Source organism: Enterobacter cloacae complex sp. FDA-CDC-AR_0132 (assembly GCF_003010695.1).
Lineage (GTDB): Bacteria > Pseudomonadota > Gammaproteobacteria > Enterobacterales > Enterobacteriaceae > Enterobacter > Enterobacter ludwigii.
The window spans coordinates 3,729,587-3,754,565 of sequence record NZ_CP027618.1 but is presented as its reverse complement, the minus strand read 5'-3'; the positions used below and the strand labels follow the sequence as shown (position 1 = coordinate 3,754,565).

At 55.0% G+C, this 24,979-nt stretch carries 21 protein-coding genes; 14 read left to right on the top strand and 7 right to left on the bottom strand.

Features of this window, described 5'->3' with window-relative positions; translation table 11 throughout:
* Nucleotides 1-108: 108 nt before the first annotated feature.
* Nucleotides 109-1,770 carry a methyl-accepting chemotaxis citrate transducer gene (tcp, locus tag AM379_RS18195; RefSeq protein ID WP_014169836.1) on the top strand — a complete coding sequence of 554 codons (1,662 nt, stop codon included), beginning with the start codon at nucleotides 109-111 and terminating at the stop codon, nucleotides 1,768-1,770.
* A 37-nt stretch (nucleotides 1,771-1,807) separates the two neighbouring features.
* Here the strand turns inward: tcp and smrA are convergent, their stop codons facing one another.
* Entirely contained in the window at nucleotides 1,808-2,371 is a 564-nt protein-coding gene (smrA, locus tag AM379_RS18190) for a DNA endonuclease SmrA (protein WP_020884302.1), read from the bottom strand.
* Between the two features lie 355 nt (nucleotides 2,372-2,726).
* Entirely contained in the window at nucleotides 2,727-3,638 is a 912-nt protein-coding gene (locus AM379_RS18185) for a LysR family transcriptional regulator (RefSeq protein WP_014169834.1), read from the bottom strand.
* Between the two features lie 175 nt (nucleotides 3,639-3,813).
* On the opposite strand from AM379_RS18185, the gene AM379_RS18180 reads away from it, so the two are divergent.
* The 7 genes from AM379_RS18180 to uspE all read left to right on the top strand — a co-directional run bounded on the left by AM379_RS18180 (nucleotide 3,814) and on the right by uspE (nucleotide 10,992).
* Nucleotides 3,814-5,124, top strand: a complete 1,311-nt coding sequence (locus tag AM379_RS18180) for a M20 family metallo-hydrolase (RefSeq protein WP_032678038.1) — start codon at nucleotides 3,814-3,816, stop codon at nucleotides 5,122-5,124.
* Entirely contained in the window at nucleotides 5,124-6,569 is a 1,446-nt protein-coding gene (locus AM379_RS18175; RefSeq protein ID WP_032678036.1) for a M20 family metallopeptidase, read from the top strand. Before AM379_RS18180 ends, AM379_RS18175 begins: the two co-directional genes overlap by 1 nt.
* Before the next feature lie 44 nt (nucleotides 6,570-6,613).
* Nucleotides 6,614-8,140 carry a p-aminobenzoyl-glutamate transporter gene (gene abgT, locus AM379_RS18170; protein ID WP_020884305.1) on the top strand — a complete coding sequence of 509 codons (1,527 nt, stop codon included), beginning with the start codon at nucleotides 6,614-6,616 and terminating at the stop codon, nucleotides 8,138-8,140.
* 10 nt (nucleotides 8,141-8,150) lie between these two features.
* Nucleotides 8,151-8,666, top strand: coding sequence for a methylated-DNA--[protein]-cysteine S-methyltransferase (ogt, locus tag AM379_RS18165; RefSeq protein ID WP_020884306.1), 516 nt, complete (start codon nucleotides 8,151-8,153; stop codon nucleotides 8,664-8,666).
* A 183-nt stretch (nucleotides 8,667-8,849) separates the two neighbouring features.
* On the top strand, nucleotides 8,850-9,602 hold the full coding sequence (gene fnr, locus AM379_RS18160) for a fumarate/nitrate reduction transcriptional regulator Fnr (RefSeq protein ID WP_014070017.1): 753 nt from the start codon (nucleotides 8,850-8,852) through the stop codon (nucleotides 9,600-9,602).
* A gap of 176 nt (nucleotides 9,603-9,778) precedes the next feature.
* Nucleotides 9,779-9,931: a hypothetical protein gene (locus tag AM379_RS18155; protein WP_223398027.1), complete on the top strand. Its 153-nt coding sequence runs from the start codon at nucleotides 9,779-9,781 to the stop codon at nucleotides 9,929-9,931.
* Nucleotides 9,932-10,041: 110 nt separating this feature from the next.
* A complete protein-coding gene (gene uspE, locus AM379_RS18150; protein ID WP_014169827.1) occupies nucleotides 10,042-10,992 on the top strand; it encodes a universal stress protein UspE in 951 nt (316 codons plus the stop codon).
* 49 nt (nucleotides 10,993-11,041) lie between these two features.
* On the opposite strand, the gene pntB is transcribed toward uspE, so the two are convergent.
* Both pntB and pntA read right to left on the bottom strand, forming a co-directional pair.
* On the bottom strand, nucleotides 11,042-12,430 hold the full coding sequence (gene pntB / locus AM379_RS18145) for a Re/Si-specific NAD(P)(+) transhydrogenase subunit beta (RefSeq protein ID WP_025204333.1): 1,389 nt from the start codon (nucleotides 12,428-12,430) through the stop codon (nucleotides 11,042-11,044).
* 10 nt (nucleotides 12,431-12,440) lie between these two features.
* Complete coding sequence (gene pntA, locus AM379_RS18140) at nucleotides 12,441-13,970, bottom strand: Re/Si-specific NAD(P)(+) transhydrogenase subunit alpha (protein ID WP_106504002.1); 1,530 nt, start codon at nucleotides 13,968-13,970, stop codon at nucleotides 12,441-12,443.
* A gap of 535 nt (nucleotides 13,971-14,505) precedes the next feature.
* On the opposite strand from pntA, the gene ydgH reads away from it, so the two are divergent.
* The 3 genes from ydgH (at nucleotide 14,506) to folM (ending at nucleotide 17,780) form a co-directional block, all read left to right on the top strand.
* Nucleotides 14,506-15,450: a DUF1471 family protein YdgH gene (gene ydgH / locus AM379_RS18130; protein ID WP_020884309.1), complete on the top strand. Its 945-nt coding sequence runs from the start codon at nucleotides 14,506-14,508 to the stop codon at nucleotides 15,448-15,450.
* A gap of 185 nt (nucleotides 15,451-15,635) precedes the next feature.
* Nucleotides 15,636-17,018: an amino acid permease gene (locus AM379_RS18120; protein WP_020884310.1), complete on the top strand. Its 1,383-nt coding sequence runs from the start codon at nucleotides 15,636-15,638 to the stop codon at nucleotides 17,016-17,018.
* A gap of 39 nt (nucleotides 17,019-17,057) precedes the next feature.
* Entirely contained in the window at nucleotides 17,058-17,780 is a 723-nt protein-coding gene (gene folM / locus AM379_RS18115) for a dihydromonapterin reductase (protein WP_025204335.1), read from the top strand.
* Here the strand turns inward: folM and AM379_RS18110 are convergent.
* On the bottom strand, nucleotides 17,777-18,112 hold the full coding sequence (locus AM379_RS18110) for a GlpM family protein (RefSeq protein WP_025204336.1): 336 nt from the start codon (nucleotides 18,110-18,112) through the stop codon (nucleotides 17,777-17,779). The genes folM and AM379_RS18110 overlap by 4 nt on opposite strands.
* A gap of 128 nt (nucleotides 18,113-18,240) precedes the next feature.
* Here AM379_RS18110 and rstA point away from each other — a divergent pair, with 128 nt between their 5' ends.
* From rstA to tus, 3 genes are all read left to right on the top strand, one after another.
* Entirely contained in the window at nucleotides 18,241-18,957 is a 717-nt protein-coding gene (gene rstA / locus AM379_RS18105) for a two-component system response regulator RstA (protein ID WP_025204337.1), read from the top strand.
* A gap of 485 nt (nucleotides 18,958-19,442) precedes the next feature.
* On the top strand, nucleotides 19,443-20,741 hold the full coding sequence (gene rstB, locus AM379_RS18095) for a two-component system sensor histidine kinase RstB (protein WP_106504000.1): 1,299 nt from the start codon (nucleotides 19,443-19,445) through the stop codon (nucleotides 20,739-20,741).
* Between the two features lie 74 nt (nucleotides 20,742-20,815).
* Nucleotides 20,816-21,745 (top strand): DNA replication terminus site-binding protein, encoded by a 930-nt coding sequence (tus, locus tag AM379_RS18090; RefSeq protein WP_106503999.1) that lies wholly within the window; start codon nucleotides 20,816-20,818, stop codon nucleotides 21,743-21,745.
* On the opposite strand, the gene fumC is transcribed toward tus, so the two are convergent.
* Complete coding sequence (fumC, locus tag AM379_RS18085) at nucleotides 21,746-23,140, bottom strand: class II fumarate hydratase (RefSeq protein WP_020884315.1); 1,395 nt, start codon at nucleotides 23,138-23,140, stop codon at nucleotides 21,746-21,748. It lies immediately after the preceding gene.
* 137 nt (nucleotides 23,141-23,277) lie between these two features.
* Nucleotides 23,278-24,924 (bottom strand): class I fumarate hydratase FumA, encoded by a 1,647-nt coding sequence (fumA, locus tag AM379_RS18080; RefSeq protein WP_025204339.1) that lies wholly within the window; start codon nucleotides 24,922-24,924, stop codon nucleotides 23,278-23,280.
* Nucleotides 24,925-24,979 lie beyond the last annotated feature (55 nt).

Below are 24,979 nucleotides of genomic sequence, written 5' to 3'. Positions count from 1 at the left end.
CGAGTTCCTTAACAGACCCCGTAGTTAAGCGCGAGTTAAATTAAAGTTTAATTTCTCTACGACGATAGTATTTGTGTAACCCTGCATCTTCTCTAACGGACGACCGCTATGCTGAAAAATCTGCACGTGATTACCGGTATTATCTTTGCTCTCACCATATTCTGTCTGTTGCAAGTTGTCACGGGAGGGTTGTTCTACTCTGCCGTCAGCAACGACCGCCATAACTTCCAGAACTCCGGGGTGCTCAATGCCCAGCAGGAGAGCCTGAGCGACAGCGTGAACACGCTGATCAAAACGCGCGTCACCGTCACCCGCGTGGCGATCCGCTACCTGAAAAACCAGCGCGACCCGGCGTCCCTTGCGGCGATCAACAAACTGCTTGGCACCGCGGCTGATTCTCTGGCTAAAGCTGAAGCCTATAACAAAGAGTGGCAGAAAATGCCGCAGGTTAACGGCCAGAACGCGGCATTAACCGACGAAATGCAGAAATCATGGAGCCAGATGCATGAAGTGATGCGTCTCTCCATTGCGTATCTGCGTGCCGACAACTACCAGGCCTATGGCGATCTGGATGCCCAACAGGCCCAGGACGATATGGAAGGGGTTTATAACCGCTGGCGCGCCGAAAACAACACCCTGCTGAAAGCCGCAACCGAAGAGAACCAGAGCAGCTTTACCCAGATGCAATGGACGCTGGCAGCGATCTTCCTGGCCGTTATCGCGGTACTGGTGGTGATCTGGCAGGGTTTACAACACCTGCTGTTAAAACCGCTCCACATGATTATGAACCATATTCGCGCCATTGCGGGCGGCGATCTGACGCAGGATATCGCCCTGTCTGGCCGCAATGAGATGGGCCAGCTGGCGGCGGGTCTGCATGAGATGCAGCAGTCGCTGGTGACCACCGTCAGCGCCGTGCGTGGTAGCACCGACTCCATTTACACAGGCGCAGGTGAAATTGCCGCCGGAAGCAACGATCTGTCTGCCCGCACCGAGCAACAGGCGGCTTCGCTGGAGGAGACGGCTGCCAGCATGGAAGAGCTTACCGCAACGGTTAAACAGAACTCCGACAACGCCCGTCAGGCTACGCTACTGGCGAAGAACGCTTCAGAAACGGCGGCCCGTGGCGGTCACGTGGTGGATAACGTTGTCCGTACCATGACCGAAATCGCCGACAGCTCGCAGCAAATTGCGCACATTACCGGCGTGATTGACAGCATTGCCTTCCAGACAAACATTCTGGCGCTTAACGCGGCGGTGGAAGCTGCGCGTGCCGGGGAGCAAGGTCGTGGCTTTGCGGTCGTCGCAGGTGAAGTCCGCACGCTGGCCAGCCGCAGTGCGCAGGCGGCGAAAGAGATCAAAGGGCTGATTGAGAACTCCGTCAGCCGGGTGAATACCGGTTCAGAGCAGGTCAGCGAAGCGGGCGCAACCATGAAGGAGATTGTCGCTGCCGTGACCCGCGTGACCGATATCATGGGCGAGATTTCGTCGGCGTCCGATGAACAGAGCCGCGGCATTGAACAGGTGAGCCTGGCGGTTTCGCAGATGGACAGCGTCACACAGCAAAACGCCGCGCTGGTACAGCAATCCGCCACGGCGGCGGCGGCCCTGGAAGATCAGTCGGAACAACTGCGCCAGGCTGTGGCAGCGTTTCGCCTGAACGGAAAGGAAAAAGCCACCGCGCCCCGCCCAGCCACGGTGAAAACCCCACAGCTGTTACGCCCGGCAACGGCCAACACCGCCACCGACAGCAACTGGGAAACCTTCTGAGTGACAGGCGGGCGAACGTCTCGCCCGCCAGAAGCGCTTAACGGCTGCGCTTAGCGTGCCGTTCCCAGTTCTCCTGTTTCGCTTCGTCAGACTTTCGTAGCGAAACATAGCATGCTCCGCTGCCGCCGTGATGCGGCAGCGCCACGCAAAAGGCCTGCACTTCCTCGAACTCGGTTAACCAGCGCGCCAGATAGCTGCGTACCACGTTGGGGTGGGCGTTCTGCTCCCGCCCTTTTCCATGAATGATCACCAGGTTACGTAATCCATCGCGCCCAGCCTGGCGGATAAAGGAAAACAGCATCTGCCGGCAACGCTCGGCGGGCTGGCGTAACAGATTTAAGCTGGCCTGGCGGGAATATTTACCCGAGCGGAGCTTATCAATAACGCCCTGTTGCACCCCTTCCCGTCTGAACGCCAGCGGCTCCTCCAGGGGCAGAAGTTCCAGGAAGCCCAGGGTCAGGAAGTTATCCAGTTGCTCGGTATCAATCTCCTGACGCGTTCGCGTGTTGCGGCTCGGCTGCCAGTGAATATCCGTGCAGCGCTTCAGGGGCTGGATACCCTCCATGGCGTCAAGAAAAAGTGATTTGTCGTCAGGGTTCATGGACATCCTCCCGCTACATCTGAGCCTGTACTATACCTGCGCCAGGCATGGGCCTCAATAACCGCTACCCCAGGATGAGGGCATAAATATTAACCTGATGAATATAAAAATTATTTCTTCGCAAAAGTTAAACGCGACTTAACTTAAATTTCAGCACACATAAAACAGAAAGTTTAGGTTAAAAAAATGTGGAATCAATGATGCTAAAACATATCTTTTTGAGGGTGGGCTGTTATAATTAAATAAACCTGCTTCACGGATATAACATTCAGGATCTGCGAAGGGAAGCACTGCTGTGTGTTGTAGGGTCTGTCTGATGTCGGACAGGCTCTGTTTTTTTATTTTACTCCCCACTTCACTCCGATACTATTTTCCGCGCCTCTCTTCTGAATTGCGTAATTAACGATTCGGTCAGGGGTGTCTGACGAGAATCACGACGCTGAATTAAATAATAGGCCGCTTTAGGTAGCGATTCGACAACGGGCAGCATAACCAGACGGTGCGCCAGCAGCGGGTCACAGCCCAGTTCCTTTGGCAGGATACTTAAAAAATCACTTTGTGCAACAAGACTAATGCAGGAAGAAAACGTTTCGCAAACAACGTCAATGCGCGGTATTTGCGAGCGATGAGTAAACACATCTTCTAATTGCTTATAATAACTCCCGCGTGGCGTCGGCATTGTCCAGTTATAATTCAGCAATTCGGTAATGGATGTCGCGCCCGTCGCCGGATGCCCTTCCCGACAAAATACGGCGAAAGGCTTTTCAAACAATTTTTCAAACGTAAACTCATGATCGTACGGCCCCTGATAATAGGTGTTGATGGTGAAATCCAGCTCGCCCTGGCGTAATTCATTGATCATCGACACCAGTTGCCCTTCCATAATCCGGACTTTTACCTGCGGATGTTGTGCATGAAAGCGGGTGATCACCGCGGGCATAAGGCTTCGCGAAATACTGGCTCCCATTCCAATGTTAATCTGCCCGGCCAGTTCCCCCTGGCGCTGGCGGATATCATCCTGCGCCGCGCGTAACTCTTCCAGAATCAGCCTGGCGCGCGAGTAAAACCCTTCCCCACATTCGGTCAATGCGACGCCTTTACTCCTGCGCACAAACAGCTGCGCCGCCATCCCCTCTTCCAGCTCTTTGATCGATTTGGTCAGCGCCGGTTGCGAAAGATTAAGCGTCCTGCTGGCACCGCGGATACTGCCCTGACGCGCGACTTCAACAAACGCCCGGATTTGATGAAATTTAATCTGAAATGACATAGCCCGACCGATAACCGTTGTTTATCAGAGTAAAGAAACTGTCATCTACTTTAATGGAAATGGATGTGCGAGGGTAATTCCTGAACGGTTAAAACTGTGAAAAAACGGTTAGTGATAAGTAAAAACTATCACAGCGTGAAGCAGTTCACATATTTTAATGATGACAGGAAGAGATATGGAATCACTGGCGCAGTACATCCAGACATTAGCCCCACAACTGAGCGCATGGCGTCGCGATTTTCACCATTTCGCGGAGTCCGGATGGCTCGAATTTCGCACGGCGGCGAAAGTCGCGGAAATCTTAGACCAGCTGGGTTATTCGCTGGCGATGGGCCGCGACGTGGTGGACGCCGAAAGCCGTATGGGATTACCCGATGACGCCACGCTGGCGCGAGAGTTTGCCCGCGCCCGGGCGCAAGGCGCACCAGAGAAATGGCTGGCCCCGTTTGAAGGGGGATTTACCGGCATTGTGGCGACCCTGAATACCGGCCGGCCAGGCCCGACGCTGGCGTTTCGCGTGGATATGGACGCGCTGGATTTAAGCGAAGCACTCGATGACAGCCATCGCCCGTTCCGCGACGGGTTTGCCTCCTGCAACCCGGGGATGATGCACGCCTGCGGCCACGATGGCCACACCACCATTGGTCTGGGGCTGGCGCACATGCTTAAGCAGAATGAATCGCAACTCAATGGCACCATCAAACTGATCTTCCAGCCTGCCGAGGAAGGCACCCGAGGCGCTCGCGCCATGGTGGCCGCCGGGGCGCTCGACGACGTGGACTACTTCACCGCGATTCACATTGGCACCGGTGTGCCCGCCGGTGTGGTGATTTGCGGCAGCGATAACTTTATGGCCACCACCAAGTTCGATGCGCATTTTACCGGGGTTGCCGCACACGCCGGCGGTAAACCGGAGGACGGCCGTAATGCCCTGCTCGCCGCAGCTCAGGCCGCTATCGCGCTTCACAGCATTGCCCCACACAGCGAAGGTGCATCGCGGGTGAATGTCGGCGTGATGCAGGCCGGCAGCGGACGCAACGTCGTGCCAGCTAACGCCCTGCTCAGGGTTGAAACCCGCGGCGTAAGCGAATCCATTAACCAGTACGTCTTTGAACGCGCGCAGGCCGTGATTACCGGTGCGGCGGCACTCTACGGCGTGAGCGTCGAGATGCGTCTGATGGGCGCCGCCACCGCCAGTGCCCCTACACCGGCCTGGGTAGATTATCTGCGCCAGCAGGCAAGTCAGGTTACCGGTGTGGTGCAGGCCATTGACAGAGTCAACGCCCCCGCAGGTTCCGAAGACGCGACGCTGATGATGGCCCGCGTGCAGCAGAACGGCGGAATGGCGTCGTATATGGTGTTCGGTACCGAGTTAAGCGCAGGTCATCACAATGAAAAATTTGATTTCGATGAGCAGGTCATGAACCTCGCTATCGAAACGCTGGCGCGCACTGCGCTTAATTTCCCGTGGACGCGAGGTGTGTAATGCAGGAGAACTACGCTTTTATTGCCGATGCCATCGACACGCGATGTCAGCTGTTAACCGGCATTGCCGACGACATCTGGGATCACCCTGAAACGCGTTTTGAAGAGTTCTGGTCCGCGGAACGGATTGCCGGCGCGCTGGAAGCGGAAGGTTTCACCCTGACCCGTGAAGCCGGCGGGATTCCGAATGCCTTTATCGCCAGCTTCGGCAGCGGTAAACCCGTTATCGCCCTGCTGGGGGAATATGATGCTCTGGCCGGATTGAGCCAGCAGGCACATTGCGCGACGGCACAGTCCGCCACGCCGGGTGCCAACGGCCACGGCTGTGGCCACAATTTGCTGGGAACGGCAGCGCTGGCGGGTGCCATTGCGGTGAAAAGCTGGCTGGAGCAGCACGGGGGGAGCGGCACCGTGCGTTTCTACGGCTGTCCTGGTGAAGAAGGTGGTTCAGGGAAAACCTTTATGGTGCGCGAAGGTTTGTTTGATGACGTTGATGCCGCCGTCACCTGGCACCCTGAAGCATTTGCCGGCATGTTTAACGTCAGCACGCTGGCCAATATTCAGGCCGCCTGGCGGTTTCACGGCGTGGCGGCACATGCTGCTAACTCGCCACATCTGGGGCGTAGCGCGCTGGATGCCGTAACGCTGATGACCACCGGCACCAATTTTCTCAACGAACACATCATTGAGAAAGCGCGCGTTCATTACGCTATCACCGATACCGGTGGAATCTCACCCAACGTGGTGCAGGCGCAGGCTGAAGTGCTGTATCTGATCCGCGCGCCGGAAATGGCCGATGCGCAGCAGATCTACGAACGTATCGAGAAAATCGCTCAGGGCGCGGCAATGATGACCGAAACCACCGTTGCGTGTCGCTTTGATAAAGCCTGCTCCAGCTACCTGCCCAATCGCACGCTCGAAGCGGCGATGTATCGCGCCCTGCAGCATTACGGCACGCCAGAGTGGACGGAAGAGGAGCGCCAGTTTGCGCAGGATATTCGTGCCACGCTAACGCCAAATGACCTGCAAAACAGCCTGAAGAACATTGCCGCGACGGGGGGAGAAGCCGGTAACGCTTTTGCGCGCCGTCAGCAGGAGATGTTACTGACAGATGAGGTCGCACCTTACGCCATTACCGATAACGTACTGGCCGGGTCAACCGATGTGGGCGATGTCAGCTGGAAAATGCCGGTGGCACAGTGTTTCAGCCCCTGCTTTACCATCGGAACGCCTTTGCATACCTGGCAACTCGTGGCTCAGGGGCGAACCTCGATTGCTCATAAGGGCATGCTGCTGGCCGGAAAAGTGGTGGGCGCAACCGCGCTAAATCTGCTCCAGGATGCAACGCTGCTGCAACAATGCCGGGAAGAGTTCGAACAACAAATCACCGAAAAACCGTACGTGTGTCCGATTCCGTCAGGCGTGACACCGTCACCTTTAAAATAATAAAACACAACACAACAACACAACAACAGTCCCGAGGAACGCCCATGAGTATGTCTTCCATACCTTCGCATTCCCCATCCGGTAAGCTCTATGGCTGGGTTGAAAGGATCGGCAATAAAGTGCCGCACCCTTTCCTGCTTTTTATCTGGTTGATCGTGGTTTTGATGGTGGCGACAGCGGTGCTGTCCGCCTTTGATGTCAGCGTGCGCAGTCCGGCCGATGGCAGTATGGTGGCGGTCAAGAACCTGTTAAGTGTCGAAGGGTTGCACTGGTTCTTACCGAATGTGGTTAAAAACTTCAGCGGCTTCGCCCCGCTGGGGGCCATTCTGGCGCTGGTACTGGGCGCCGGGCTTGCCGAGCGTGTCGGTCTGTTACCGGCGCTGATGGTGAAAATGGCCTCCCACGTCAGCGCACGTTACGCCAGCTACATGGTGCTGTTTATCGCCTTCTTTAGCCACATCTCCTCTGATGCCGCGCTGGTGATCATGCCGCCCATGGGCGCTCTGATTTTCCTCGCCGTCGGACGCCATCCCGTGGCGGGTCTGCTGTCGGCGATTGCGGGCGTAGGCTGCGGCTTTACCGCCAACCTGCTGATCGTGACCACCGATGTCCTGCTCTCAGGCATCAGCACGGAGGCGGCCAAAACCATCGACACCGCGATGCACGTCAGCGTCATCGACAACTGGTACTTTATGGCCAGCTCGGTGGTCCTGCTGACCCTGGTGGGCGGACTGATTACCGATAAGCTCATTGAGCCGCGTTTAGGGAAATGGGAAGGCCGAAGTGATGAGAAGCTGGAGACGCTGAGTAAAGAGCAACGCGTTGGCCTGCGCGTGGCAGGCGTGGTCTCGCTGGCGTTTATTGCCGCGGTCGCGCTGATGGTGGTACCGGAAAACGGCATCCTGCGCGATCCGGTTAAACATACCGTTCTCCCCTCGCCGTTTATTCAGGGCATTGTGCCGCTGATTATTCTGTTTTTCTTTGTCGTTTCGCTCGCCTATGGGATCGCCACCGGCAAAATTCGCCGTCAGGGCGATCTGCCGCAGCTGATGATCGAACCCATGAAAGAGATGGCGGGCTTTATTGTGATGGTGTTCCCGCTGGCGCAGTTCGTGGCGATGTTTAACTGGAGCAACATGGGCAAATTTATGGCCGTGGGGCTGACCGATGCGCTGGAAGCGGCGGGGTTAAGCGGCGTCCCGGCATTTGTCGGCCTTGCGCTGCTGTCGTCACTGCTGTGCATGTTTATCGCCAGCGGCTCGGCAATCTGGTCGATTCTGGCCCCCATCTTTGTGCCGATGTTTATGATGCTGGGGTTCCACCCGGCGTTTGCCCAGATCCTGTTCCGTATCGCAGACTCCTCCGTCATCCCGCTGGCACCGGTCTCACCGTTTGTTCCGCTGTTTTTAGGCTTCCTGCAGCGCTATAAACCAGAGGCAAAACTGGGTACCTACTATTCGCTGGTTTTACCCTATCCGCTTATCTTTTTAGGGGTATGGCTGGTGATGCTGGTGGCATGGTATCTTGTCGGTCTGCCGATTGGGCCGGGGATTTACCCAAGGCTGCACTAAAGGATTAACGATGCTGAGATTACTCGAAGATAAAATTGCCACGCCGCTTGGTCCACTGTGGGTGATTGCAGACGAGCAGTTCTGTCTGCGCGCCGTTGAGTGGGAAGAACACAGCGACAGGATGGACACGTTGCTCAACGTGCACTATCGCGCGCAGGGTTATGAACGTATCAGCGCCACCAACCCCGGCGGCCTGAGCGACAAACTGACGGCGTACTTCGAGGGCGATCTCAGCATCATTGACACCCTGCCGACCGCCACGGCAGGCACACCTTTCCAGCGCGAAGTGTGGCAGGCGCTGCGCAGTATTCCGTGCGGACAGGTCATGCATTACGGCCAGCTCGCCGGGCAGCTCGGCCGTGCCGGCGCGGCCCGCGCGGTCGGCGCGGCAAATGGCGCTAACCCCGTCAGTATTGTGGTCCCCTGCCACCGCGTGATTGGCCGCAACGGCACCCTGACCGGCTATGCCGGTGGCGTGCAGCGCAAGGAGTGGTTACTGCGTCACGAGGGGTATCTCCTGCTCTAGTTTCCAGGCTTTTAGTGCTTAATTTTCTTCCGGTTAGGCTAAAAATCCATAATCAAGCTGTGGAATTTCAAGAAGATGGCAACAGGTTGCCGTCTCTTGTCCTTATTGATGGTTTGGCAGGCTTACGTACTTACCAAAAAGATGTTAAAATTGACCAATATCAATTAAGGCTTGAGCAAACCTATGATCCCGGAAAAGCGAATTATACGACGCATTCAGTCTGGCGGTTGTGCTATCCATTGCCAGGATTGCAGCATCAGCCAGCTCTGTATCCCGTTTACCCTGAATGAGCATGAACTCGATCAGCTTGATAATATCATCGAGCGCAAAAAGCCTATTCAGAAAGGGCAGACGCTGTTTAAAGCGGGAGACGAACTGAAATCGCTCTATGCTATCCGTTCTGGCACCATCAAAAGCTACACCATCACTGAACAGGGTGATGAGCAGATCACCGGCTTCCATCTGGCGGGTGACCTGGTTGGCTTTGATGCCATCGGTACTGGCCATCACCCGAGCTTTGCTCAGGCGCTGGAAACCTCAATGGTTTGCGAAATCCCGTTTGAAACGCTGGACGATCTCTCAGGCAAAATGCCCAATCTGCGTCAGCAGATGATGCGTCTGATGAGCGGTGAGATCAAAGGCGATCAGGACATGATTCTGCTGCTTTCCAAAAAGAATGCAGAAGAACGCCTGGCCGCGTTTATCTATAACCTCTCACGCCGCTTCGCGGAGCGCGGTTTCTCCCCCCGTGAATTCCGTCTGACCATGACACGTGGCGATATCGGTAACTACCTGGGCCTGACCGTGGAAACCATCAGCCGCCTGCTGGGTCGTTTCCAGAAAAGCGGAATGCTGGCCGTTAAGGGTAAATACATTACCATCGAAAACGGTGAAGCTCTGGCCGTTCTTGCCGGTCACTCCCGCAACGTGGCATAACGCCCCCGCATGATTGATGCCAGACCGATAAATTTTTATGATTTATTGGTCTGGTACGTCACCACTTCCGTTTCACCACGTTTCCCTGGCACCGCCCCACTCAGTCCCTGAAAGGTTCTTGTTGAGGTTATGAATTGAGAGAAAGTTTATTTTTCGTTTCAGTCGTTATCGCCTCAGTGACCTTCATATTCATCTGGATCATGCTTGTCGGGCCAATGAAGGGTGAAGAAAAAACCTACGTACAGGATTCAACGACGTTTGCGATTGCGGTGATGGTACTGCTGCTGATTGCCTTTATCGCGGTAACGACAACGGTTCTGTTTCTGTGACAGATTTTCATGATTTATTGATCTGACAAAAACTTCCCCCCTGTTTCATTCAAGATATATAGGTTACTCTTTTAATTACAGACTGTGGTGACAGTAGTAAGGAGACCTGTATGGCAAAGTATCAAAACATGCTGGTGGCTATCGATCCTAACCAGGACGATCAGCCGGCATTACGACGTGCTGTGTATCTACATCAACGGATTGGTGGCAAAATCAAAGCGTTTTTGCCGATCTATGACTTCTCATATGAGATGACCACCCTTCTGTCGCCTGACGAACGCACCGCAATGCGTCAGGGAGTGATCAGCCAGCGTACCGCGTGGATCCGTGAACAGGCCAAATATTACCTGGAAGCGGGTGTTCCTATCGATATTAAAGTGGTCTGGCATAACCGACCTTTCGAAGCCATTATCCAGGAAGTGGTCGCCGGTGGGCACGACCTGTTGCTGAAAATGGCGCACCAGCACGACAAGCTGGAATCCGTGATCTTTACCCCTACCGACTGGCACCTGCTGCGTAAATGCCCTTGCCCGGTGTGGATGGTAAAAGACCAGCCGTGGCCAGAAGGCGGCAAGGCCGTCGTGGCGGTCAACCTGGCGAGCGAGGAGGATTACCACAATTCGCTCAATGAAAAGCTGGTCAAGGAGACGATCCAGCTTGCCGAACAGGTTAACCACACTGAAGTCCATCTGGTGGGCGCTTACCCGGTAACACCGATTAATATTGCTATCGAGCTGCCTGAATTTGACCCGAGCGTGTATAACGATGCGATCCGGGGGCAGCACCTGCTGGCCATGAAGGCGTTACGCCAGAAATTCAGCATTGATGAGAAAATGACACATGTGGAAAAAGGGTTACCTGAAGAGGTGATCCCGGATTTAGCAGAACATCTGCAGGCGGGGATTGTGGTACTGGGTACCATTGGCCGGACCGGTATTTCTGCCGCGTTCCTGGGCAATACCGCCGAACAGGTGATCGACCATCTGCGCTGTGACCTGCTGGTCATCAAGCCGGATGAGTATCAGACACCGGTTGAACTGGACGACCCGGAAGACGACTAAGTTCAGACATAAAAAAACCGCCGGAAACGGCGGTTTTTTTGTCGCTGATTTACAGCGATTTCAGAATAGCATCGACACTGGCTTTTGCATCGCCAAACAGCATGTGCGTGTTCTCTTTAAAGAACAGCGGGTTCTGAACCCCTGCATAACCGGTGTTCATGGAACGTTTGAAGACAATCACGTTCTGCGCCTTCCACACTTCCAGAACCGGCATACCGGCGATTGGGCTACGCGGATCGTCCTGCGCCGCCGGGTTAACGGTGTCGTTGGCACCAATAACCAGGACGGTGTCGGTATCGGTGAAATCATCGTTGATCTCATCCATCTCCAGCACGATGTCGTAAGGCACTTTCGCTTCCGCCAGCAGCACGTTCATGTGGCCTGGCAGACGCCCCGCTACCGGGTGAATGCCAAAGCGAACCTTGATACCACGCGCACGCAGCTTCTCGGTGATCTCCGCAACCGGATACTGAGCCTGCGCCACCGCCATGCCGTAGCCTGGGGTAATGATGACCGAGTGTGAGTTTTTCAGCATCTCTGCAGTATCTTCCGCGGTGATCTCACGGTGCTCACCCACTTCTTCATCAGAACCGGTTGAGGAGCCGTCAGAACCAAAGCCACCCGCGATAACGCTGATAAACGAACGGTTCATCGCCTTACACATGATGTAAGACAGGATCGCACCAGAAGAACCGACCAGCGCACCGGTGACGATCAACAGATCGTTGCTCAGCATGAAGCCTGCCGCCGCCGCGGCCCAACCGGAGTAGGAGTTCAGCATGGAGACAACCACTGGCATATCGGCACCACCAATAGAGGCCACCAGGTGCCAGCCAAAGGCCAGAGCAATCAGGGTCATCACCAGTAACGCCAGCACCTGCAGGCCCACGCTTTCAGTGCGCACGAAGACCACCAGCAGCACAAAGGACACGACCAGCGCCGCCAGGTTCAGCTTGTGACGGTTTGGCAGCATCAGCGGTTTAGAAGAGATCTTACCGCGCAGTTTGCCGAACGCGACAATTGAGCCGGTGAAGGTCACCGCACCAATGAAGATGCCGAGGAACACTTCCGTCAGATGGATGTTGACCAGAATCGGTTCCAGACCGGGTGTGTGGTACAGATAGCTGTTGAAGCCCACCAGCACCGCCGCCAGCCCCACGAAGCTGTGCAGAATGGCCACCAGCTCCGGCATCTCGGTCATTTCAACGCGTTTCGCCAGGCGAATACCAATCGCGCCACCGATGATCATCGCCACCAGGATCCATGCAACGTTGCCGGTGTCCGGCCCGAAGATGGTGGCAATCAGCGCAATCGCCATCCCGGCGATACCAAAGTTATTTCCCTGCTGAGACGTTTCGTGTTTGGAAAGCCCCGCCAGACTGAAAATAAACAGGATTGCAGCAACAATGTATGCGGCTGTGACTAATCCTCCAGACATATGCTACCCCTTAGCCTTTACGAAACATTTTCAGCATGCGCTGAGTCACGGTGAACCCACCGAAAATATTGATACTGGCGATCAGCACCGCGATAAAGCTCAGGAAGCTTACCCAGCCGCCGTGGCCAATCTGCAGCAGCGCCCCGACCACGATAATCCCGGAGATGGCGTTAGTGACCGACATCAGTGGCGTATGCAGCGCATGAGAGACATTCCACACGACGTAGTACCCCACCACACACGAGAGCGCGAAGACGGTAAAGTGGCCGAGGAATTCTTTCGGCGCGACGTCTGCCAGCCAGCCAAACAGAATAATGACCAGCGCCATGATCGCGTACTTGCGCCACGGAGAAGCCGGTTTAGCTGGCTCTTTAGACTCAGGCGCCGCTTTCGGTGCCGCCTGAGGCTGCGCGGACACCTGAATCGGTGGCGCAGGCCAGGTGATTTCGCCTTCACGCACCACCGTTACGCCACGCACAACAACATCGTCAAAATCAACGGTGATGTTGCCGTCTTTCTCTTTGCAGAGCAGTTTCAGCAGGTTAACAAGGTTGGTACCGTACAGCTGAGAAGACTGCGTTGGCAGACGGCCCGGCAAATCGGTATACCCGATCACCTTCACGCCGTTAGCAGTTGTGGTCACCTGATTTGGCACGGTGTATTCACAGTTGCCACCATTCTGCGACGCCAGGTCCACAATCACGCTGCCCGACTTCATTGAGTCAACCATCTCACGGGTAATCAGCTTCGGCGCGGGTTTACCGGGGATAAGCGCGGTAGTGACAATGATGTCGACATCTTTGGCCTGCGCGGCGAAGAGTTCCATTTCCGCTTTGATAAAGGCTTCGGACATGACCTTCGCGTAACCGTCACCGTTGCCCGCTTCTTCCTTGAAGTCCAGCTCAAGGAATTCGGCACCCATACTTTGGACTTGTTCTTTTACTTCAGGACGGGTGTCAAAAGCGCGTACGATAGCGCCCAGGCTGTTTGCCGCGCCGATAGCCGCAAGACCCGCCACGCCCGCGCCAATCACCATCACTTTCGCCGGAGGCACTTTCCCTGCCGCGGTGATCTGACCGGTAAAGAAGCGACCAAACTCATGCGCCGCCTCAACAATCGCGCGGTAACCGGCGATATTCGCCATGGAACTTAAGGCATCCAGCGACTGCGCGCGCGAAATACGCGGCACGGAGTCCATGGCCATCACGGTCACGCCACGTGCTGCCAGCTTCTCCATCAACTCAGGATTCTGTGCAGGCCAGATGAAGCTCACCAGCGTCGTGCCAGGATTCAGCAGTTCAATCTCGCTCTCTTCCGGCGCATTAACCTTGAGAATAACGGGCGACTGCCAGACTTCAGCACCGTCCACCACTTCCGCGCCAGCCTGAATAAAGGCCTCGTCATCGAAACTCGCCAGTTTGCCCGCGCCGCGTTCAACTGCGACGGTAAAACCCAGTTTAAGCAGTTGCTCCACCGTTTTCGGTGTTGCCGCTACGCGGGTTTCATTGGCTAACCGTTCTTTTGGTACCCCAATACGCATAGTTTTCCCTTCCATCGGTTTTTGATGATGGTTTGTCGATAAATGCCCGCGGTTTGTATCAACTTTCGCCAGCAGGACAGCGACGACATATGATTAACCCCAGAAAATAAAACAGTAACAAACTTTCTATAACCTACTGAAAATAACGCCCGTGATCTACCGCCAGAAAACACTATTTCTTACTTTATCTGTGAAAAATAAGTGATCTGCGTCGCTGACAGTGATATTTACCTTAAATTCATCGCTGAGACCGATAAATAGCGCAAGCGAAGCGGTAAAAACATGATATAGCGCCATTAGAGAACAACTTATTAACATTAAATTAACTTGTAAAAGTCATAAGCTTTATCAGTTTTGCTTGTCAGACGCCTGTTTTTTCAACATATCACTAAATGTTATCAAATCAGATGATTCAGTGAGCACAGGCTGTGAAAAATGGCGCAGACAGCGACGGGTTTTAAATGCCATAATCGGGACCGTCTCAAATTAACAACAATACCAGTACATGGTTTGCGCAAGGCGAAGGATTATTTTTATGAAGCTTAAGAACACACTCCTGGCGTCCGCACTTCTCTCCGCGACCGCCCTGTCTGCGAATGCCGCGACAGAGTTAACGCCGGAGCAAGCGGCAGCGTTAAAACCTTTTGACCATACGGTCATTGTGGGTCGTTATAATTCTATTGGCGATGCCGTCGCCGCCGCATCAAAAGCCGCCGATAAAAACGGTGCGGCCTCGTTTTACGTTGTTGATCAGTCTGACTCCGGCAACAGCGGTAACCAGCGCGTGACGATTGCGCTGTATAAAGACAATGCGCCGAAAGCTGACGCACCGAAAAACCGCGTGATTAACGGCGTCGTTGAATTACCGAAAGATCAGGCGATTGAGCTGGAACCTTATGACACCGTCACCGTGCAGGGCTTCTATCGCAGCCAGCCTGAAGTGAACGATGCCATCACCAAAGCCGCAAAAGAAAAAGGCGCGTACTCTTTCTTTATCGTGCGTCAGGTCGATGCTAACCAGGGTGGCAACCAGCGCATTACCGCGTTCATCTATAAAGAAGATGCGAAGAAACGCGTTCTGCAAAGCCCGGACGCTATTCCTGCTGATTCCGAAGCGGGTCGTGCGGCGATAGCGAAAGGCGGTGAAGAAGCGAAGAAAGTGGAAATTCCAGGCGTAGCCACCTCTGCCGCACCAAGCGCTGAAGTGGGCCGTTTCTTCGAAACACAATCCACCAAAGGTGGCCGTTACTCCGTTACCCTGCCAGACGGAACCAAAATTGAAGAGCTGAACAAAGCCACTGCAGCGCAGATGGTGCCGTTCGACAGCATTAAATTTACCGGCAACTACGGCAACATGACGGAAGTCTCTTATCAGGTCGCGAAACGTGCGGCGAAGAAAGGGGCGAAGTATTACCACATCACCCGCCAGTGGCAGGAACGTGGTAACAACGTGACCATCAGCGCCGACCTGTACAAGTAACAGAACGGTTGACCCGAGGCGGCGCAATGCCGCCTTTTTTGTTACTTTTTTTTGAAATTCGGCCCCACGTCATTGCATGCTTTCGTGACACTCCGTAAAATCCCGCGCCTTAGTGTGATCCACCATTTTTATGCGCCTGTGCGAAATAATTATTCTGGATTTGGACCTTTCATAACAGGAAGCCAATGGAAAAGAAACTAGGCCTGAGTGCTTTGACTGCACTCGTTTTGAGCTCAATGCTGGGTGCGGGCGTGTTCAGCTTACCGCAGAATATGGCGGCGGTCGCCAGCCCTGCCGCACTGCTTATAGGGTGGGGCATCACGGGGGCCGGGATTTTGCTGCTGGCGTTCGCAATGCTGCTGCTGACCCGCATCCGCCCGGATCTGGATGGGGGGATTTTCACTTACGCCCGTGAAGGTTTCGGCGAACTGATTGGCTTCTGTTCCGCATGGGGCTACTGGCTGTGTGCGGTCATCGCAAACGTCTCCTACCTGGTGATCGTCTTTTCGGCGCTCAGTTTCTTTACCGATACTCCTGAACTGCGGTTCTTTGGCGACGGCAATACCTGGCAGTCCATTGTGGGCGCTTCGGTACTGCTGTGGGTTGTTCACTGGCTGATTCTACGTGGCGTACAGACGGCGGCCAGCATTAACCTGGTGGCAACCCTGGCCAAACTGGTTCCGCTCGGCCTGTTTATCGTGCTGGCCTTTATGGCGTTCCGTCTCGATGTGTTCAGTCTCGATTTCAGCGGTGTCGCGCTGGGCGTACCGGTCTGGGAGCAGGTCAAGAACACCATGCTGATCACCCTGTGGGTCTTCATCGGTGTTGAAGGGGCCGTCGTGGTCTCTGCCCGGGCGCGGAATAAGCGCGATGTGGGTCGCGCCACGCTGCTGGCGGTACTGGCGGCGCTGGGCGTGTATCTGATGGTGACGCTGCTGTCGCTGGGGGTGGTCGCGCGTCCTGAACTGGCCGAAATGCGTAACCCGTCGATGGCGGGCCTGATGGTGAAAATGTTCGGACCGTGGGGTGACGTGGTAATTGCCGCGGGGCTGATTATCTCCGTGTGCGGCGCGTACCTGAGCTGGACCATTATGGCGGCAGAAGTGCCGTTCCTGGCCGCAACGCACAAAGCATTTCCACGCCTGTTTGCTCGTCAAAACAAAAACAGCGCGCCGTCGGCCTCACTCTGGCTGACCAACATCAGCGTTCAGGTCTGTCTGGTGCTGATCTGGCTCACAGGTTCAGACTATAACACTCTGCTGACCATCGCCTCGGAGATGATTCTGGTACCCTATTTCTTAGTGGGTGCATATCTGTTAAAAATCGCCACACGTCCGGCGCACTATGTGGTGGGTGTCGGAGCCTGTATTTACGGCCTGTGGTTGTTGTATGCTTCCGGGCCTATGCATCTGCTGCTGTCGGTGGTGTTGTATGCACCGGGCCTGCTGGTGTTTATCTACGCCCGCCGCACGCATCAGTTAGAGAACGCGCTTAGACGCCGTGAGATGGCCTTAATCGGGCTGTTACTGGTTGCTGCCGTACCGGCAACCTGGATGTTAATGGGATAGAATCGCCTTTCCCATTGTTGAACTGAAAAGGAGAACACGATGGGAAACGCGCAGCAACGCCCAATACTGATTACTGGTGGAGGCCGTCGTATCGGCCTCGCCCTTGCCCATCACTTTCTCAATCTTCGCCATCCGGTCATCATCAGTTACCGCAGCGAATATCCCTCGATTGAGGGGCTACGCAAAGCCGGTGCGATCTGCATTCAGGCCGATTTCTCAACCGATGACGGTATTCTGGCCTTCGCTGAAAAAGTAAAATCTACCACCCCCGGGCTGCGCGCCATTATCCATAATGCCAGCGCCTGGCTTCCCGAAAAATCCGGTACGCCACTCAGCGAAACGCTCTCCTGCATGCTGCAGATCCACGTCAATGCGCCCTATCTGCTGAACCATGCCCTGCTCGACCTGCTGCGTGGTCACGGACATGCGGCGGGTGATATTATTCATTTCACCGATTACGTCGTGGAGCGCGGCAGCGACAAGCACATCGCCTATGCGGCCAGTAAAGCCGCACTCGATAACATGACGCGCTCGTTCGCCCGTAAACTTGCCCCTGAAGTTAAGGTGAACGCCATCGCCCCGGCGATGATTTTATTCAACGAAGACGATGATGCGGAGTATCGCCAGCAGGCGCTGAATAAATCGCTGATGAAAATTGCGCCAGGTGAAAAAGAGGTTATCGATCTTATTGATTATCTGCTCACCAGTTGCTACGTCACTGGCAGAACCTTTGCCGTGGACGGCGGACGACCGCTGCGCTAGTGAAAGCGGCTCCAGAAGAAGATAAGCACCCAGGCGCTGAGTCCCCAGCAGACAACGGCCCCGCTCAGCGCCAGGGGAAGTCGCATAAAACCGGTGAAGTACCACAGCGAAAGCAGATAAAGAAAATAAGGGATGATCGACCACATCCCGAACACGATAGTCGTACGTAATGCTTCCGTGCCTCGTTCTGAGGCGACAATATAGTGCGCTATTAACGCAAAGGTCGGGAAGAGTGGGATCAGCCCGGCAATATAATAATTCCTGGTTTTAGCCAGAACACCAATCAGTAACACCACCAGCGCACCCAACGCGGCTTTTATCACCAGCCCCATGTTTTTCCCTATAACAATCAAATAACACTATGAGCCAGAATAACGGAACTGGCGTTAATTATGAAAGATTAATGGAACGTTAAGGTTGTGCGGTGTATGTTGGCTTTTTTCACGATAACAGACGTTGTATGAATAAGATTGTTTATGTTGAAGACGAGCCCGAAGTGGGACAATTGATCGCCGCCTATCTGGGTAAACATGATATGGACGTCATTGTTGAGCCTCGTGGCGATCGTGCCGAAGAGGTGGTCTTACGTGAAAACCCGGACCTGGTGCTGCTGGACATTATGCTGCCCGGCAAAGATGGCATGACGGTCTGCCGCGATCTGCGCGCCCGGTGGGAGGGCCCTATCGTGCTGCTGACCTCGCTGGACAGCGACATGAACCATATTTTGTCACTCGAAATGGGTGCCAATGACTACATTCTGAAAACCACGCCCCCTGCCGTCCTCCTTGCTCGTCTGCGCCTCCATTTACGCCAACGTGCCAGCGTTGAACGAGAAGCGCCTGCTCAGTCGCTGACCCCGCACAAAGCGATGCGTTTTGGTACCTTGTCTATTGATCCGATTAACCGTCAGGTTCTGCTTTCTGGCGAGCTTATCGCCCTTTCCACCGCAGATTTTGACCTGCTCTGGGAACTGGCAACCCACGCCGGGCAGATCATGGATCGCGATGCATTACTGAAAAACCTGCGCGGCGTCAGCTACGACGGAATGGATCGCAGCGTTGACGTGGCTATTTCGCGCCTGCGTAAAAAACTGCAGGATAATGCCACTGAGCCGTACCGCATTAAAACCGTGCGTAACAAGGGCTATCTGTTCGCGCCTCACGCCTGGGAAACCTGATGCCGGTTCCCCGAACGACACTGTTTAAAACATTACGCAGACGAGGTCTGACAGTTGCATAAAATAAGAACACTCAGCCTGATCTGCTGTTTTGGGTTAACCGGATGCGTTGTCGCAGATATGGATTCAAGTAATTATGACTATGTTCCGTATATTCAGACTATCCAGAATCCCTGGACCCCGGGCCATACCAATGTGCAACAACGCCGTGAGGATTTGTACGCCTGCGGCGTTGATCGAAAGTATTCGCTCAATTCATGGGATGAAAGCTTCAGTCGTAACCGCCTGCTGCCGGGCGAAACGATAGAACAGCAAGATTCCAGGATCCAGAAAATAGAAGACTGTATGAAATCAAAAGGGTACGTTCTGTGGGATTACTCACAATGCGGGCCCCGTAAAAAACCGAGCGGTATGTGTAACTAGTTTGGGTTTGCGTGTTTGTCTTCGACGCAGGTTGTTAACGTATTGATTTTCGGTGAGATTGAATGAAAAAGCTGTTCGTACAGTTTTATCTCCTGCTGTTTGTCTGCTTCCTTGTGATGACCATGCTGGTTGGGCTGGTCTATAAATTCACCGCCGAACGTGCGGGCAGGCAGTCACTGGATGATTTAATGAAAAGCTCGCTCTACCTGATGCGCAGCGAGCTGCGAGAGATCCCGCCACACGACTGGGCCAAGACCTTAAAAGAGCTGGATCTGAACCTGTCGTTTGATCTGCGCATCGAGCCGATGAAGGATTTCGATTTAGAGCCACCCGCCATGCAGCGACTGCGTGACGGGGACATTGTGGCGCTGGATGAGAAATATACCTTTATCCAGCGCATTCCACGGAGCCATTACGTTCTGGCCGTGGGGCCGGTACCTTATCTCTATTATCTGCACCAGATGCGCCTGCTGGACCTTGCCCTGCTGGCTTTCATTGCCATTTCGCTCGCGTTCCCGGTCTTTATCTGGATGAGGCCACACTGGCAGGACATGCTGAAACTGGAATCAGCTGCGCAACGTTTTGGTGACGGGCATTTTAGCGAGCGCATTCACTTCGACAGCGGTTCCAGCTTCGAACGTCTTGGCGTGGCGTTTAACCAGATGGCCGATAACATCAATGCGCTGATTATCAGTAAAAAACAGCTCATTGACGGAATTGCTCACGAGCTGCGTACGCCGCTGGTACGCCTGCGCTATCGGCTGGAGATGAGCGAAAACCTGACGGAGGCCGAGTCTCAGGCGCTGAACCGCGACATTGGTCAGCTTGAGGGTCTCATTGAGGAGCTCCTGACCTATGCGCGCCTCGATCGCCCGCAAAACGAACTGAACCTCAGTACGCCGGACCTGCCCGGCTGGTTACAAACCCATATCGATGATGTCCAGAGCGTAAACCCGCAACGCACGCTACTGACACGCGTCACGCCCGGCGATTATGGCGCACTGGATATGCGTCTGATGGAACGCGTGCTGGATAATCTGATGAACAACGCCATGCGTTATAGCGAGAGCACGCTGCAGATTGGCTTAGATTTACAGGGTAGTCAGGCCTGTCTGACGGTTGAGGACGACGGACCGGGCATCGCCCCGGAAGCGCGTGAAACGGTGTTTGAGCCGTTTGTACGCCTCGACCCTAGCCGCGATCGTGCCACGGGGGGGTGTGGGCTCGGGCTGGCAATTGTCTACTCCATCGCGCAGGCGATGGGCGGCACGGTGCATTGTGAAGAGAGCGCACTCGGCGGCGCGCGCTTCTGCTTTAGCTGGCCGGTATATCACAACATCACCCTTCCCGTCCCTGCCTGACCTTTATCGCACGCTGGCCTGACCCGGCGTGCTGTGCTATATGATAAGTATGTTGTAACTAATGAAGAGTTATCATGGCGACGTACGATCTCATCGAAAGGCTGAACAGCACGTTCCGCGACATTGAACACGAGTTACTGACCCTGACCGAACGTTTGCAGACCTGCCGTCTGTTAGCCGCGCGCATCTTTACCCTGCCGGATGTGGTGAAAGGCGCTGAACACGACCCGCTGGAAACCATAGAGGTACAGCAGCATATCGGCAAAGCGGCGCTGGAACTGACGCTACGGCACTACCGTCGCCTGTTTATCCAGCAGCAGTCAGAAAACCGCAGCAGTAAGGCGGCCGTTCGTCTGCCAGGCGTAATCTGCCTGCAAACCGATGCAACAACGCGAGAAGCGCTGGAAAACCAGATTGCGCATATCAACACGCTTAAGGCGACGTTTGAAAAGATCATTACTGAAGAGTCAGGTCTGGCTCCTGCCGCCCGTTTTGAATGGGTACACCGACAGCTACCGGGATTAATCACCCTGAATGCCTACCGTACGCTGACGGTACTGCGTCATCCCGCCACGCTTCGCTTCGGCTGGGCCAACAAGCACATCATTAAAAACTTCACCCGGGATGACATTCTGGCACAGCTGGAAAAGAGTCTTAAGGCACCGCGGACTGTCGCACCGTGGTCACGCGAGCAGTGGATTGAACGGCTTGAGCAGGAGTACCACAGCATCGCCTCACTGCCGGCGGATACCCGGCTTAAGATTAAGCGTCCGGTGAAGGTGCAGCCTATCGCGCGCGTCTGGTATTCCGGCCAGCAAAAGCAGGTACAGTATGCCTGCCCAACGCCGCTGATCGCACTTTATGATGCCGATCAGGGGGCCATTGTGCCGGATATTGGCGAACTGCTGAATTACGATGCTGAAAATGTCCAGCATCGTTACAGACCTCAGGCGCAACCGCTGCAGCTGATTATTCCGCGGCTGCACCTGTATGTGGCGCAGTGATTATTTCAGGCTGCCGACCATCGATTCCGGGCGTACCCATGCATCAAACTCAGCCTCCGTCAGGTAACCCAATGCCAGAGCGGAGGCTTTCAGCGTCAGCCCCTCTTTATGCGCTTTTTTCGCAATCTCAGCGGCTTTGTCGTAGCCGATATGGGTATTCAGCGCGGTCACCAGCATCAACGACTCATTGAGCAACTGGCTGATGCGCTCGCGGTTTGGCTCAATGCCTGACGCACAGTGCTCGTTGAAACTCTCCATACCGTCCGCCAGCAGGCGTATGGACTGAAGCACGTTGTGAATCACCATCGGGCGATAGACGTTCAGCTCAAAGTTACCGGACGCGCCGCCCATGTTAACGGCAACGTCGTTACCCATTACCTGACAGCAGAGCATGGTCATGGCTTCACACTGGGTCGGGTTTACTTTGCCCGGCATGATTGAGCTACCCGGCTCGTTCTCCGGAATGCTAATTTCACCGATACCGCAACGGGGACCCGAGGCCAGCCAGCGCACATCATTGGCGATTTTCATCAACGACGCTGCCAGCCCCTTGAGGGCGCCGTGGGTATGAACCAGCGCATCACAGGTGGCCAGCGCTTCAAACTTATTCGGCGCCGTGATAAACGGCTGCCCGGTGATGGCCGCCAGCTCGTCGGCAACGCGCACCGCATATTCCGGATGGGTATTTAACCCCGTACCGACCGCCGTTCCGCCCAGCGCCAGCTCTGCAAGATGCGGCAGGCTGTACTCGATGTGCTTGAGGTTATGTTCTAACATTGCCACCCAGCCGGAAATCTCCTGGCCGAGCGTCAGCGGCGTGGCATCCTGCAGGTGAGTGCGTCCTATTTTGACGATATCGCTGAAAGCCTGCGCTTTCTCACCAAGGGTGGTTTTAAGCACGTTGAGCTGCGGGATCAGCTGTTCACGAAGCGCAATCACCGCCGCCACGTGCATCGCCGTCGGGAAGACGTCGTTCGAACTTTGGCTTTTGTTTACGTCATCGTTCGGGTGAACCTTACGCTCCATACCGCGCACGCCGCCCAGCAGTTCGCTTGCCCGGTTCGCCAGCACTTCGTTCATATTCATGTTGCTCTGGGTGCCAGAACCGGTCTGCCAGATGGCGAGGGGGAATTCATCGGGATGCTTGCCGGCCAGCACTTCATCGGCAGCAGTGATAATCGCGGTGGCCTTATCTGCCGCCAGCAGGCCTAAATCCTGATTCACTTTAGCGGCCGCACGTTTAGTGAGCGCCAGCGCCTGAATCAGCGAGACGGGCATTTTCTCGGTCGAAATACGGAAATGTTCCAGCGAACGCTGGGTTTGCGCGCCCCATAGCTTGTCAGCCGGGACATCGATCGCACCCATAGAGTCTTTCTCACGGCGTACCGTAGTCATTACTTTCTCCTTGATAACACTGTCGGGATTGCTCACATGCTTCAGAGATAAGTATTGATTGCTTTACAGAAAAGATATGGCGCTTTGTGCGCTCTTTGATGTGCCGGGTGACGTGAACGCCACCCGGCTATAGTAGATTACTTCACACACGCCGAACATTGTGAGGACTGGATCTGCCTGAAGAAGTCGTTACCTTTGTCATCCACAAGGATAAATGCCGGGAAATCTTCCACTTCAATTTTCCAGATAGCTTCCATACCCAGTTCCGGGTATTCAATGCACTCCAGGCTCTTGATGCTGCCCTGCGCGAGTACGGCAGCCGGACCGCCGATGCTGCCCAGGTAGAAGCCACCGTGTTTATGGCAGGCATCCGTCACCTGCTGGCTACGGTTTCCTTTTGCCAGCATGATCATGCTGCCGCCGTTGGCCTGCAACTGGTCAACATACGAGTCCATACGGCCTGCAGTGGTCGGGCCTAACGAGCCAGAGGCGTAGCCTTCTGGCGTTTTGGCCGGGCCTGCATAGTAAATCGGGTGATCTTTGATGTACTGCGGCAGCCCTTCACCATTGTCCAGACGCTCTTTCAGTTTCGCGTGAGCGATGTCACGACCAACGATGATGGTTCCGTTAAGAGAGAGACGGGTCGACACCGGATACTGAGACAGCTGCGCCAGAATCTCTTTCATCGGACGGTTCAGGTCAACGTGAACGGCTTCACCCTCGCCCGCTTTGCGCAACGCTTCAGGAATGTACTTCCCTGGGTTGTTCTCCAGTTTTTCGATCCAGACACCTTCGCGGTTGATCTTCGCCTTGATGTTACGATCCGCAGAACAGGAGACCCCCATCCCGACCGGACAGGAGGCGCCGTGGCGCGGCAGACGGATCACACGCACGTCATGGGCAAAATATTTGCCGCCGAACTGCGCGCCCAGGCCGAGGTTACGCGCTTCTTCCAGCAGTTCCTGTTCAAGCTGAACATCGCGGAACGCCTGGCCGTGCTCGTTCCCTTCGGTAGGCAGGCCGTCGTAGTATTTGGTCGACGCCAGCTTCACCGTTTTCAGGGTGCTCTCTGCTGACGTACCGCCAATCACAAAGGCAATATGGTACGGCGGGCAGGCAGCGGTGCCGAGCGTGCGCATTTTCTCAACCAGGTAATTCTTCAGCTTGCCCGGTGTGAGCAGCGCTTTGGTTTCCTGGTAGAGATAGGTTTTGTTCGCTGAACCGCCACCTTTGGCGATGCAGAGGAATTTGTATTCATCACCGTCCACGCTATACAGGTCAATCTGCGCAGGCAGGTTTGTGCCCGTGTTGACCTCTTTGTACATATCCAGCGCCGCGTTTTGCGAGTAGCGCAGGTTGTCTTCGGTGTAGGTGTTGTACACGCCGTGCGCCAGCGCCGCTTCGTCGCCGCCGCCGGTCCAGACGCGCTGGCCTTTTTTACCCACAATGATGGCCGTGCCGGTGTCCTGGCAGGTAGGTAAAATACCCTTCGCCGCGATATCCGAGTTACGCAGGAACTGCAGGGCGACGTATTTGTCGTTTTCGCTGGCCTGCGGGTCGCTCAGGATATCGGCAACCTGCTGCTGGTGCGCAGGGCGGAGCATAAACGAGGCGTCGTGGAAAGCCTGCTGCGCCAGTAACGTCAGCGCCTGCGGATCGACCTTGAGGATCTCCTGCCCTTCGAATTCAGAGACGGAGACGTGATCGCGGGTTAACAGGTAATATTCGGTTTGATCCTTACTGAGGGGAAAAGGATCCTGATAATGAAAGGGTTTGTTCGACATTGTTCTCTCACTTACTGCTTCAGTCTGATTATTTGGGCAGATGTTCCGCTGCCCG